Raw genomic sequence first — 13,490 nt, 5'->3', positions numbered from 1 at the left:
GCGAGCCATGAACATTTACCAGCCCATGCTGTTCGTCGGACTGGGCGGAACAGGCTGCCTGGTCGGCGCCGAGCTCGAGCGCCGGCTGCGGCACGAGCTGTGCGGCCCGGACGGCCGGGCGCTGAACCTGCGGGTGCCCGGCAAGAACTACCTGCCCTACCAGCTGCCGTCCTGCGTGCAGTTCGTCTACGCCGACCTCAACGAGTCCGAGCTCACCAGGCTGCGCACCCGGGTCGTCCCCTCGGAGGAGCACGCGAACGCGGCGGCGCCCACCCAGCACGTCACGCACGGCCTCATCCCGACCGTCGACACCTACCCGGACGTCGCCCGCAGCCTGCGGGTGAACGCGCGGGAGCTGGTCCGGGGCTGGCTGCCGCCGGCCGAGGGCGAGCCCCGGGTGGCGCCGCTGATGCGAGGGGCGGGCCAGCTGCCCACCGTCGGGCGGGCGGCGCTGTTCGAGACGTTCCGGTCCGGGGTGGCGCCGGCCCGCCGGCCGCTGTCCGACGCCGTCGGCAAGATCGCCACCTCCGGCCAGGAGCTGGCGGCGCTCGGCGGCCGGCTCGGGCAGACCTGTGACGTCTTCGTCGCCTTCTCCGTCGCCGGCGGCACCGGCGCCGGCATCTTCTACGACTACCTGCACCTGATCGGCGACGCGTTGCAGCGCTCGAAGGTCCGGGCGCAGATCTATCCGCTGGTGCTGATGCCCTCGGCGTTCGACGAGGGGGTCGGCGGCGGCCGGCGGGCCCGGCTGAACGCCGGCCGGGCGCTGCTCGACCTGTTCCGCCTCATCGACGACCAGAACGGCCACGACGCCGGGACGGAGCTGACCGCGCGCGGCACCTCCGGCACGCTCGGCGTCCAGTACCCGGACGGCGAGGGCCAGATCAACCTGCTGCCCTCGACCATCCAGACCGGATTCCTGTTCAACCGGGCCGACGGCGTGGAACGCGACGACCTGCACCGCTCGGTCGTGTCACTGATCCTCTCCCTGGTCGGCACCGGGCAGGAACACGACGACGGCGACGCCATCGCCGACCGGATCTACCAGTCGTTCGCCGACGACTTCATCAACCGCGGCGTCGAGCGGGAGGTGCCGGCGTCCTCCGGCATCGGTCGGCGGGGCGTGTCGACGAGCCTGGTCGCGTCCATGACGATCCCGGTCGAGGAGCTGGCCGACCTGGTCGCCTCCCGGCTGCTGGCCCGCGGGGCGTACGACCTCGCCGCGCCCGCCCCGGGCACGGCCGCCGACGACGCCGGCATGATCAGGCGGTTCGCCTCCGCCGCGAACATCGGCCCGATGGTCACCCGGCAGCCCTTCCAGTTCACCGAGCCGGCACCGGCCCGCGGCGCGGCGGAGATCCTCTCCGCGCTGCGGGCCCGGCTGCAGGCCATGGAGGGCAACCTGGCGGGCCTGGGCACGATGGTCCGCCAGCAGGTGCCGGCGATCGCCGGCGCCTTCGACCCGGCGGCCGGCCTCGACGACCTGCTCGGCGAGGTCGACCTGCTGCACGCCCGCCGGATCGTCGAGGGCCGCGCGGGGGAGAGCGACCCGGTGAGCCGGGGCGGGGTGGTCGGCTTCCTGGCCAACCGCCGCACCGAGCCGCCCGCGCCCGCCGGGATCTCGGTGAACCCGCCGGCGCCGCTGGCGATCCGCGACCGGCGCCTCGGCGCCAAGGTGCGCTGGGGCGACCGGGAGGTGGTGGAGACCATCCACCGCCAGGACACCTGGTACAGCTGGCGTACCCGGTGCGTCTGGAACGCCGCCTGGGACGAGCAGCAGGTGCGCTGGGAGAAGGCCCTGCGGCGGTTCCGCGCGCAGCTGAGGCTCGCCGCCGAGGCCTTCGACGAACACAGCCGCTCCGAGCCCGGCGAGTTCGCCCGGCGCACGGCGGACCTGTTCCGGCCGCGGGTCGGGGTGACCTACCTGCTGCCCCCGCACGGCGACATGGACGACTTCTACCAGAGGGCCCTGCAACGACTCACGTCCGCGCTGGGCCTGCGGGGAGCCGCCTCCGAGGGCGACGTGATGCACCGCCTGCTCGGCCCGGACGGCTGGCGCCGGGTGTGGGAGGCGACCGTCACCAGGGGCGGGGAGGCCGCCGTCGCCGTCGCCCGGGAGCGGCTGCAGGAGGCGGTGAAGCGGCTGTTCCAGGAGTCCGACGGGCTCGACGGCGAGCCGCTGCTGCCGACGATGGCGAGCCTGCTCGCCGCGACGGTGCGCCGGGACGGCCCCGCCGCGGTCGGGGAGGACGACATCCGCCAGTTCCAGACGAAGATCCACGGTCTGGTGCCGGCCAGTTTCTCGCCCCAGGGCTCCGGCAATCTGAAGATCCTCGTCTCCTACCCGGCCGGGGCCCGGGACACCCAGATCGAGGGTTACCTCGCCCGCGCGATCCGGCTGCCGAACGAGAGCGGCATCTCGATGGAGTTCCGCCCGATCAACGCGGACTCGGTCGCGGTCGTCCTGCTGCGCACCTCGATGAGCATCACCGAGGTGCCCGAGCTGCGGGAGATCCTGCACCACTGGGCCGACGCGCTGCGCAACGAGCAGTCGCAGGACTTCCTCAGGTGGCGCCAGCGGCTCGGCTTCGACTACGGCTGGCTGGCCACCACCGAGGAGGACCGGGTCCGCATCCTGCACCGGCTGCTCTGCGCGATGTGGAACGGGCAGGTCCAGGCGCTGGCCGGCGGGACGGAGTCCCCGTACTCGATCCGGGTCTCGCTCGGTGACCCCAACACCGACACCGACAGCGACGGCGTGAGCATGACCCTGGCGCTCTCCCCGTTCGAGCCGGCCTCGTCGTGGGGCAGCATGCTCCGCGCCTACGAGGACTGGTCGCTCGCGGACGACGAGCGGGTGCGCCGGGACTTCTCCGAACAGCTGATGCGGGTGGTGCCGATCGGGGTGACCGGCCGGGCCGCCAACCCGCACCCGGTGTTCCGGGCGTTCGTCGACAACGCGGACAAGCAGGCCGACCTGCTCGCCGAGATGCTCATGAAGCTGCCGCCGGGCAGCCGGGGCTGGGCCGAGCAGCAACACGCCTTCTGGGCGTACACCGTGCCGGCCGCGCTGGACATGGGGTTCTCCAACGTCTCCACCCCGGTGCGGGCGAACCTGCGCCAGCTCTACGAGATGGTCGGCACCCGCGGGAAGGACCTCGGCAGGTGAGCACGGACACCACCGGCCGGACCTCCGCCACCGCCACCGCCGAGGCGAAGGTCATCGACATCGACCTCCGGGAGCGGTACGAGGACCTGCTCTCCTTCGGGTCCTTCACCGAGGTGCAGCGGGCGTTCGCCACCTCGCTCGGCTTCATGGAGAGCGACCTGACCCGGGTCCTGGTCATCGACGACACCCGCGACCTGGAGGCGCACGCGGACGCGCTCAGCCTGATCGTCAAGGCGCCCGGGGTGCAGCAGGTGATCTGCCTCGCCGTCGGGCCGCCGCTGGACGACGTGGGCCGCGGGCTGGGCCGCCTGGTGGCCGACAGCGCCGTCGACCCGAACCGGGTCGCCCTGCACAAGCCGTTCGAGCTGGCGTCGCACGTGATGCTCTGGGTCGGCGACGCGCGCGGCATCGGTTGGGGTATGGGCCAGCACCGGGCCCAGGCGATCGCCACGGGTAGCTCCCCGGCCCAGGGGCCGGTGCTGGACGCGCTGTTCGACGCGCTGCTCACGCCGAAGGTCTTCGACCGGGTCTACGAGGTCGTCCGGTCGATGCCGGAGGGGGTGGCCTCGCCGGGCCTGCGGGCGATGATCGGGCAGGTCGACGACGACGTGCTCGCCGACGCCCGGGTCCGCGCGATCGACCGGATCCTCGCCCCGCGCCGGCACGGCGACGAGGAGCAGCCCGACGGCGGCCTGGTCACCGACCCGTTCCGGCTGCTGCTGCGCTACCCGCGGGCCAGGGAGGCGGGCAACCCGATCCTGGCCCGCGACGGCGGGATGGACCACGTCGCGCGGGGCTTCCGGGGCCAGCTCAAGGAGGCCGTGAACGCGCATGCCGTCATCACCGGCCCCGGGCCGGTGCTGCAGAACCTGCGGGCGGGCGGCAAGGCCGCCCTCAGTCCCGCAGGGCTGCTGACGGCCCGTGTCATGCAGGTGGGCCATGACCTCGGCAGGCTGCGCGACGAGCTGTCGCGGATGTTCACCGAGTACGACAGTGTTCATCCGCTGGGCACGACCGACCTGCTCGAGCTGGGCCGGCGGGGCTTCGCCCTCGCCCCGCCCGAGGGCACCCAGCGGGTGGACCTGCTCGCCTCGCTGCGCCACCTCGTCACGGGTGCGCTCGACAGCCGCCGTCCGGTCACCGAGATCACCGGCTGGCTGAGCTGGATGCACGGGATGCTCGTCCCGGTCGGCAGCGCCGCCCGCCTGGACGACCTGGGCCGGGCGTGCGACACCGACCGGCTCCAGTACCTGCGGGACATGCCGCGCCGGCTGGACGTCAACCTGCTGTCGGTACTGGCCATCCTGCCGGTGCTGGTCTGCGGGCTGCTCGCCGCCGCCGCGCCCGACTCGGCCCGCTCCAGTGCCCTCGCCGGGGCCGGCGCGGCCCTGTTCGTCGCCGTGCGCGGCTGGCCGCTCGTGGTGGCCCGCCGGATGACACCGCTGGCCAACCACAGGATGTCCGACTGGATCTTCCTGGCGGTGCTCGCGCTGTTCATCGGATCCGGGGCGACCGCCCTGCTGGCCGTGGGCGCGCAGGAGCCGGCCACCCTGGCGCAGGCCGCCGCCGCCCTGGGCCTGCTGGCCGTCGCCGGCCTGGTGGGCTGGTGGTTCCTGCTCGGTAAGGAGGCCACCCAGGTCGACCGGAGCCCGGTCGACCTGGCCGCTCTGGTCATCATCGCCCTCGGCGCCGGCTGTGTCGGGCAGGTGCTGGGCACCGCCGACAGCCTCGACCCGGTACTGAGCCTGCCGGTGCGGATCGTGGCCGGCGCGCTGGCGTTTGTGGGCCTGATGTGGTGGCCGTACCTGGTGTGGTCCCGGGCCGTGCGCCGGTGGCATCCCGGCGAGTACATCACCCTCGCGCGGGCGATGTCCGAGGGGACCATCGCGCTCATGGAGGACGTCGCCCGGTACGACTGGTCGTTGACCGGCCCCCGGCGGGCCGGCGCCGACCTGGTCCGGGCGATGTCGCTGGCCTTCGAGGACGTCACCTCGGCGCTGACCGGTTACTCGGACCGGTTGCGCGGCTTCCCGGCGCGCCCGCCCCGCAGCCGCGAGGCCGGGGTCGACACCGACGTCTCGCTGCGCCTGCGTTCCATGGGCGCCGCGATCAGCGACGTGGTCGAGGCGGACGTCGTCGACCTGATCGCGAGCGTGATCGACCGGTGCTGGCCCGACATCGAGCGGGAGGCGCTCGACGCGCTGGGCGAGCGGGTCGTCTCCGAGACCCGGTACGGCCTCGACCGCTACAACCGGCACCTCGAACGGATGGGCGTCCACGCGACCCCGCCGTTCCGCGCGGACGACACGGACCGGCGCGAGCTCGTCGACGCCGCCTGGCAGCAGTCGGACCGGCTCGGCGTGCTGCTGCGCGCCGACGTCGCCGACAGCGGGCTGATGCAGCTGTGCGCGCCCGAGCACCTGCAGCTGCTCGACGTCGACGCCCGCTCGGCGGCCGTCGTGCGGTTCGCGCCGCGGGCCGCGCAGCCCTCGCTGGTGGCGCGCGGGCCCGGTACCGGCGCCGGCGGCGGGTGGGGGTTCGACCCGTTGCCCTCAGCGGTGCTCGGCGAGCTGGAATGGCCGGAGTGGGGCCAGGTCGCCGGAGTGCTGCGGCTGGTGCGGATGCGCCCCGGCACGGTGGAGACCGTGCTCAAGGGGGGGCGATGAGACCGCCGGGCGGATCAGGACTCGGCGGCGACTGGTGGGATGCCAGCCCCCGCCCCGGCCGCGGCGACACCGACCTGCACCGGACCAGCCGCGGCGAGCCGATCGACACCTTGCGCGAGGAGACCATCGCGTATCGTGACGTCTATGGACGCCGCCGGACGATGCGGGCCCGGGTCACCGAGGACGACCCGGCGGCCGACCCGTTCTACCGGACCAGGCTGGTCGTCGATGCCGACCGGCTGGTCGAGTACGTCCAGAAGCGGGTGCACGCCGCCGGGCGGCGCCAGCCCGCCAACTCCGCCGCGACCTCGCGGGCGCCGGACGGGATCGACGCCGTCGACAACGAGATCCAGATGGGCCTGCACCTCGTCGACGCGTTCGGCGAGGAGAACTACCCGCGGGAGCTGTCCCACCTGGTCGGCTACTACCCCGACGACGCCGACCGCGAGCCGTTCGTGCTGCTGGCCGAGCGCGGCCGGCCGGTCGAGCGGTTCGCCGGCCGGCTGCTGCTCGACCAGGTCGAGCAGTTCCCGACCAGCCTGCTGCGCGCGCTGGACCTGCTGGAGTCCGCCGGCGTCGTGCACCGCTGGCTGACCACCCGGACGGTCCAGTTCGACGACCGGCACGTCCAGATCACCGACTTCCGGCACGCGGTGCTCGTCGGTGAGCGCTGCGGCCCGGCGCCCGACCCGCGGTGGGCGGCACCCGAGGCGGTGTACGGCGACGGGCCGGCCACGACGAAGGAGGACGTCTACAGCGTCGGCCGCGTCCTCAACGAGGTGATCTCCGACCGGTCCGGCCGGGCCTCGACGCGCCGCGGTGGGGCCGAGCGGCTGCTGGGATCGGACGGCCCGCTCGGCCGGATGGTCGACCACGATCCGGACCTGCGCCCACCGGCCGCCGAGGTGCTGGCCGCCCTCGGCCGGGACGTCGACCGGGCGGCCGGCACCCGGCGCGCCAGGTCGGGCGGCGACGCCCGGTTCGTCGAGGGACTGCGCAGCTTCGACGCGATCGTGCGGCGGCGGGGGACCGGCGACGACGAGCCGACGCCGCGTCCTACGAACGGCGGCGCGGACCGCGGAAGGCGATGAGCACGGTGACCATCCCACTGGGACCGACCGAGGTGCGCTGCCCGATCTGCCTGGACGTCTTCGACTGGGACGAGACGGACCTGTTCACCTTCCGGGACGGCGCCTACGTCCCGCTGGACCTCTCCGGCGTGGGCGACCCGGTCAAGCGGAACGACGAGATGATCGGCGCCTACCGGCGCTGCCCGAACCCGTCCGCGGACATGGCCGAGCGGCACTACCTGCCGATCTCCTACGCCAGCTACGGGCCGCCGCTGGTGATCGGTTTCATCGGGCGCACGGAGTCGGGCAAGTCGCACCTGCTGGCCGCGATCGTCAGCGAGATCGAGCGGGGCGGCCTCGGTCCCCTGGGCTTCACCGCGGTGCCCGTCGACGAGGAGGCGCACCGGGCGTACTGGCGGCAGTACGTCGCGTCCCTGGTCGACGAGGGGCGGGCGATCGAGCACACCGCCAGGGTGCAGTCGGACGCCATGGTCACCTTCACCGACGCGCTCGTGGTGAGCGACGGCCGCCGGCAGCGCGCGGTGGCGTTCTTCGACGTCGCCGGCGACGACCTGGTGGCGCGGACCCGGTCGATGCGGTTCGTCCTCGCGCTCGACGCTCTGATCTTCGTGGTCGACCCGGAGTACGCGCTGCGCCAGAACGCCCCGTCCGACGGTGACGCCACGTTCGAGACGGTGATGGCCCGGCTGCGGGCCCAGCCCGGCCTGACCGACCGGCTGCCGGTGGCGCTGGCCGTCAGCAAGTCCGACCTCTACCGCTTCGAGCAGCCGGCGGCCCGCTGGTACCGCCGGCCCAGTCTGTCGGCCTACCTCGACGGCCGGGCCGAACCCACCGAGATCCGGGACGAAAGCCGCGACGCGTACGCGTTCCTGTACGCCCGGGGAGCCCGAGCCTGGCTGCGCCCGTTCGAGACGTTCCGCCGGGCCACGCTGCACTTCGTGTCCGCGACCGGCTCGAAGGCGGTCACGGACGACCGCGGCGACACGTTCGACAAGGTCTTCCCGCGCGGTGTCCGGCCCAGGCGGGTACTCGACCCGCTCGCGGCCATCTTCGCGATGTCCGGCCTGCTCGGGGAGGACGCCGCCAAGGAGGTCGGGACCTGATGGGCCGCATCGACCAGAACGAGTACGCGTTCGCGAACGAGCGCGACGGTTTCGTCCTCGTCGCCAGCTCGATCGAGAACCCGCCGGATCGCGGCTGGTGGTCGCAGTGGCTGGGCGGCTGGCAGAACATCAACCGCGCCAACCACGTCCGGCAGCCGTCCACCTCACGGGTCTACCTGCGCGACGACCAGCAGGGCGCCGTGGTCCTGCGCCAGCAGACCGGCTCGGACTCCCGGCGTGACATGCGGGTGAGCGTTCTGGTCGGCTCCGCCGAGGACCTCACCGGATGGGGGGCGGCGCGGCTGGCGCACTGGCCCGTCGGCCGGCAGCTGACCGACCCTGACCAGAGCGGGGTGGCGTTGATCGCGCGGCCGGACCTCACGGCCTACACCGGTGCGAACGTCGTCCGGCTGCAGGAGGCGGTCCTGGCGGACGCCCTGGAGCTGACCTCACCGGTGTCCGGGCGCGGGAACATCGTCCTGGTGAACCCGCTGGCGGCCCTGCTCGCGGCGGTACTGAAGCTGCGAGCCGAGTTCGTGGGCGGCGCACCCGTCTTCGGCGGGCGACGGCAGCTCGTGCCGGTCGGCGCGGACGAGCCCGCGGCGGCGGCGCTCGTCCTGGTCCTCACGGAGCTGCTGCGGCACATCGGCGACGGCCGCGACCGGCTGACGTACTCGACGTTCGAGGCCACCTACCCGCGCGTCGGTGCCCATCAGCGCGATCCGCAGGTTCTGTTCATGCCGGACTTCGTGCAGCCGGAGCGTGGCCTCACCAGGCCGGTCGCGTATGTCTTCCTTGCTCCCGGACTGCGTGAGGACCATCAGCCGTACGTGCGCGACGGTGCCGCCGGGGACGGTCCGTTCGAGTACATCGCCAGAACTGTGGTCTGGGCATACCTGCAGCGCGAGCTGGCGCATTTTCCTCGGCTGAACGACAGCCTGCTGCGGCAGCCGGAGAACTGGGCCGGGGCGGTGGAGGACTGGGCGATCCGGAAGGGCGGCCCGCCGCGGAGCCAGCCGGTCATCCTGCCGACCGAGCCGACGATCCCGGCTGGTTCCCATCAGGTCGCGCCCCTCGGAGAGCCACCCGAGCAGCGATGGAGGCACGCGGAGGCCCAGGCTGGCGACGGGCGTCCGGAGGACGCCTGGGGCCAGCCCCGACCGGGCGACGGGCCGCGGGTACCTGAGGCCTTCTCCGCGTCGGCGGCCGCGCCGACAGCCGTGCCGGTGGCCGGGCCCACCGCCGCCGAGCAGACGCGGCACGCCGAGGACACGCTGCGCCGGGCGATCGCCAACCTGCACAACGGCCTGGTCGGGGAGACGACGCACACGGTCGACGCGTTCGTCCGGGCGTTGCGCAGCCGCCAGTGGCTGACGCCGGTGGAGCGCAACCATGTTCGGAAGTTCCTGATGTGGGTGATGCCCGGGCTGGCTCCACGTGCCGCCAGGGAACCCTACGAGGAGATGACGGACCCCGGCCTGCGACGCGTTCGACCGTCGGCCGTCGACGCGCTGGCCCGCCTGGCCAGCCCGGACGCCACCACGATCCCCGACTCCGTGGACGTCGTCGACTGCCTGGCCGGGGTGCTGGAACTCGAATCGGGAAACGCCCTGCTGCTCGCGGAGACGCGCGACGCGCTTCTTCTGCTGGTACATGTCCCGACGGCGCCCGAGCATGCCGGCGAGGACAGGCGGCCGAAAGAGCCGTCGTCCGAGCTGGCACCCCGCCACGCCGACCGCGTGCGTCCGTGGCGGCCGGACCTGGCGGTTGCCCGAGCGCTGACAGAGCAGGCTGAGGACACCCCCATCAGCCACGCCGACCCCGGCCCGCCTGCCGTCAGCGAACAGGAGCGCGTTCACCAGGCATTTGTCGACCATCTCCTCGGACTTGTGCGGTGGGCCACCGCGGTCGTCCCCGGGCTTTCCATACGTGACGGCCTGCTGACGACCGCGAGCCTGCCGGCGACCGCGGCCTGGCTGCCCGCGGAGAACGCTCTCCCGCTTCGGCGGGTTGTCCGGCGGTTGGCCGGCTCCGAGAACGACGGGTTGCCCCTGGAGAGTCCCCGGGTCGACGCGCTCGTGCAGGCGCCGGACCAGACGGCGGCAGTGCGCCGGCTGCAGGACAGGATCGGGACGGATCTCGTCAGCCGCACGGACCACCTTTTCGACCGGGAATCGCGGCTGCCGGCAGACCAGCTCGTGTATGATCTGACGGCCGCGCTGACCGAGGCGCCGGGTGCCCAGAACATGCTGAGCGACGAGTTCGTCGGGGCCGTTGAGACGCTCCGGGCCCAGCTGCTTCACGTGGTGGAGCGGGCCGCTCAGACCGAGCCGCGTGAGCCGGCCGTCCAGCCGGACCCACGGGGCGCGGACGAACCGGCCGCAGCCAGCGTGTCGGCGCCCGAGGCTTCGGTCGGCTCGCCGCACGAGGTCTTCGCGGGTCTCATAAACGAGCTGGCGAACGCGAAGATCGGAGACGAGCTGTCGCCGGTGTCCGCCTGGTTCGCCGAGACGCTGCCGAAGGCCTGGCCCGACTCCGCCGGGCACTCCCTGAAGGTCGCGGGCCTGCTGGACCAGCGGATCGAGCTCACCTCCGGCGACGAAGCCGAATCCACCGGCTCCGACGAGGCTGACTCCTCCATCGGCGGTGGGTACGGCCTGCTCGGTGGCTGGCGCGAATACAGGTACGCCCTCGCCCTTCTGGCGGCCTGCCTGATCACCGGCCTGGCGGCGCTGTGGCGGTGACTGCGACCAAGCCCGCCCTCGACACCCGGTCCCGGGACGCCGGGAAACCGGCCCCCGACACGGAGCCCGAATCCGCCCGGTTCCCGCTGCCGTGGGTCGTGGCCGGCGCGGCCGTGCCGATGCTGCTCACCCTGTGGGACGTCCAGGCGCAGCACCACGACTTCGACGCCGGCTTCGGGCGCGGGCTCGCGGCGGTCGCCTTCGCCGGGCTGCTCGGCGCGCTGCTGGTGCTGACCGTGCACGAACTCAACCCCGACGAGCGGGCACTGGCCACCGGGGTGGCACTGGCCGCCGTCCTGACCGTGAGCTTCCTGAACCAGTCCCGGTTCCTGCGGGAGTCCCCGTCCCTGCTGTTCGGCGGGCTCGCCGTGGCGGCGATGGCGGTGGCCGGCCGCTGGGCCCGGCTGCACGGTGACGACCCCCGTGCGCTGGTCCCGCCGCCGAGGACGGCGCCTGTCCTGGCTACCGCGATCGCCCTGCTGGCAGGTCTCATCGCCGGGTTCGGGCCCGTCGACGAGACGCTCGGTGCCCAACTGGCCGAGCTCCTGCGCTACCTCCTGCTCGGGCTGGGAGCCGTGGTGCTGCTGGCCGGTGATCCGGCCGAGAACGACGGCGAGATCACGTTGGACGAGCAGTTCCGGCGGTCGGTCCTGGCCGCGACCACCCCGATCGGCCTGCTGTTCGTGACCTGGGAGCCGGGCTCGGCCGCGGTCCTGGCCGCCGGCGTCGTGGCGATGCTGGCGGCCCGGCGCTTCTGGTTCTCGGCGGGGCTCACCGCGGTGGTGGCCGTGGCCGTGGGAACGGTGTGGTGCTGGCTTGCCGCCGGGAAGGCGGACAAGGCGTGGCGCGACAGCCACCTGGAGAAGCGGGCGGAACCCGTCTGGGATAGCAGGATCTGGGACAGCGCGTCACTCGGCAAGCACCGGAGCTGGGTCGACCAGGAGCTCCCGGTCGCGACGCTCGTTGGCCAGTACGGGCACTTCTTCGCCGTCCTGGGCTGCCTCCTCGTCGCCGCCTTCGGCTGGCTGCTGGCGCGGCTGGTGCTGGCGGCCCGTCCCTCCTCGGTCCAGGTGCTGGCGGCCGGACTGGTGGCCATGCTCGTCGCCGGGCTGGCCCTGCCCCTCGTGGCGCTGCTGACCAACCATCGGTTCGGCCTCACCGTGCCGTTGCTGTCGAGCGGCGTGATCTCGTTGATCCTCGCCCTCGCCTCGGTCGGCGTCGCGCTCGGCGCGGCAGCGGGCCCGCGGGTGAGCGGCGTCGGCGGGCGGAGGTAGTCCGCTGTCCAGCTCACCTGTCGATTCCGCGGGCTCCGCCGGCTTCGGTGCCGAAAGAGCGTTCGCCGGCGCCGCTTTCGAGGCCACCGGCTCCGACGACCCCGGCCAGCCCGACGATCTCAACGCGCCCGACGATCTCGGTCAGCCCGACGATCTCGGTCAGCCCGACGATCTCGGCCGGGACGACGATCTGGGTGGGGACGACACCAGAGGCGCCCCGGGCCCCGGCCCACGCGGGCCCGGTCCGGCCGGTGCGGACCCGTGGTCGGCGGCCGAGGCGGTGTTCCGGCTCGCGGTCTGCGCCTTCGACGACCGGCCCGACCTGCCGGCCGAGACCCACACGCTGGACGCGCTGGTCTCGGCGATGAAGCGCCGCCAGTGGCTGTCCGCCGAGGAGAGCCTCGCGCTGCACGCCGTCCTGGTCGCGATCTTCCCGAACCTGGCCGGCCGGGCGGTCTTCCAGCGCGGCGTCGCCGCGACGGTGGACCGGCCGGTGCGCAAGCGGCCGCTGTGCGTGCCCGCGCTGCTCGAATGCCTGCCCACCGCCCGGACCAGGCCCGACCCGATCCTGGACGAGCTGACCGAGGCGCTCACCACCCCGGCCGGGGTGGCCACCGACCGGGCCGAGCTCCGCCGCGCGCTCGACAGCCTGGTCAGCCGAGCCTCCCGGCCGACGATGGACCTCCCGGCAAGCCTCCAGCAGTACGAGATCCATCTGATCAACTCGGTCTACGCCGCCCAGGGCCGGATCGCGGAGCTGGCCGAGACGGCGGCCGACCCGCCCGCCGGGGTGCTGTGGGCGCTGCTGGACGCCGTCCGCGACGGAGCCTGGCGCGACGAATCCAGCCTGGCGAGCCTGCGCGGTTCGCTGTTCTCCCAGCTGAGGATGCCGATCCCGGGGTTCGCCGTCGGCCCGCCGATCGTCGCCCCGGATGTCGACCCGACAGTCCTGGAACGGATCGCCGTGGCGGCCGGCGAGGTTCTGGCGCGGCTGCGCGCGGAGCTCGCGGACGTCTGGGACGGCGACCGGGCGCGGGCGGCCGATCTCGTCGTCGACGCACTGTCCGCGCTGTCGACGAGTGTGCTCGGCGGCGGGCCGGGCGACATACGGGTGCAGCCCGCGGTCACCAGGCTGCGCACGCTGGTCACCCGCGCGATGGCGGCCGCCGGCCCGGTCGGCGGCGGGGCCTCGGCTGGCGGGGAAATGGACGGCGGGGGAGCGGAATCCCGGGCGGACCGGTCGGCCGCCGCCCAGGAGACCATTGACGGGCTGGCCTGGCGAGTTCGGACCCAGGTGGGCACGGCCGGGCTCACCGACCTGGTGGCGGAGGCCTTCGCCGAAATCCTCGAACGGCTCGACACCTCGGTCGACATCGACAATCTCAGCGCCGCGCTGCAGCTGCGCTGGGCCCAGTAGCCGGCACCGCCACCTGCAAAGGCAGG

Annotated in this window: 7 protein-coding genes; all 7 read left to right on the top strand. The window is 73.6% G+C overall.

Annotated features, from left to right (window positions below; genetic code table 11):
* Nucleotides 1-7 precede the first annotated feature (7 nt).
* The 7 genes from MXD62_RS37970 (at nucleotide 8) to MXD62_RS37940 (ending at nucleotide 13,464) form a co-directional block, all read left to right on the top strand.
* On the top strand, nucleotides 8-3,169 hold the full coding sequence (locus tag MXD62_RS37970) for a tubulin-like doman-containing protein (RefSeq protein ID WP_248834140.1): 3,162 nt from the start codon (nucleotides 8-10) through the stop codon (nucleotides 3,167-3,169).
* Complete coding sequence (locus MXD62_RS37965) at nucleotides 3,166-5,835, top strand: hypothetical protein (protein WP_248834139.1); 2,670 nt, start codon at nucleotides 3,166-3,168, stop codon at nucleotides 5,833-5,835. Before MXD62_RS37970 ends, MXD62_RS37965 begins: the two co-directional genes overlap by 4 nt.
* Nucleotides 5,832-6,926: a protein kinase gene (locus MXD62_RS37960; RefSeq protein ID WP_248834138.1), complete on the top strand. Its 1,095-nt coding sequence runs from the start codon at nucleotides 5,832-5,834 to the stop codon at nucleotides 6,924-6,926. The genes MXD62_RS37965 and MXD62_RS37960 overlap by 4 nt, the downstream gene beginning before the upstream one ends.
* A gap of 5 nt (nucleotides 6,927-6,931) precedes the next feature.
* Nucleotides 6,932-8,029, top strand: a complete 1,098-nt coding sequence (locus tag MXD62_RS37955) for a hypothetical protein (protein WP_131802228.1) — start codon at nucleotides 6,932-6,934, stop codon at nucleotides 8,027-8,029.
* Nucleotides 8,029-10,773 (top strand): hypothetical protein, encoded by a 2,745-nt coding sequence (locus tag MXD62_RS37950; RefSeq protein ID WP_248834137.1) that lies wholly within the window; start codon nucleotides 8,029-8,031, stop codon nucleotides 10,771-10,773. Before MXD62_RS37955 ends, MXD62_RS37950 begins: the two co-directional genes overlap by 1 nt.
* A complete protein-coding gene (locus tag MXD62_RS37945; RefSeq protein ID WP_248834136.1) occupies nucleotides 10,770-12,047 on the top strand; it encodes a hypothetical protein in 1,278 nt (425 codons plus the stop codon). Before MXD62_RS37950 ends, MXD62_RS37945 begins: the two co-directional genes overlap by 4 nt.
* 280 nt (nucleotides 12,048-12,327) lie before the next feature.
* A complete protein-coding gene (locus MXD62_RS37940; protein WP_248834135.1) occupies nucleotides 12,328-13,464 on the top strand; it encodes a hypothetical protein in 1,137 nt (378 codons plus the stop codon).
* Nucleotides 13,465-13,490 lie beyond the last annotated feature (26 nt).

It is taken from the genome of Frankia sp. Mgl5 (assembly GCF_023242985.1).
In the GTDB taxonomy this organism is placed as follows: domain Bacteria; phylum Actinomycetota; class Actinomycetes; order Frankiales; family Frankiaceae; genus Parafrankia; species Parafrankia soli.
The sequence above is the reverse complement of the archived record's forward strand: the minus strand, read 5'-3'. Positions and strand labels throughout refer to the sequence as shown.

Coding starts and splice junctions, on each gene's coding strand:
- MXD62_RS37970 (WP_248834140.1), top strand. CDS start 8: ATGAACATTTACCAGCCCATGCTGTTCGTCGGACTGGGCGGAACAGGC.
- MXD62_RS37960 (WP_248834138.1), top strand. CDS start 5,832: ATGAGACCGCCGGGCGGATCAGGACTCGGCGGCGACTGGTGGGATGCC.
- MXD62_RS37950 (WP_248834137.1), top strand. CDS start 8,029: ATGGGCCGCATCGACCAGAACGAGTACGCGTTCGCGAACGAGCGCGAC.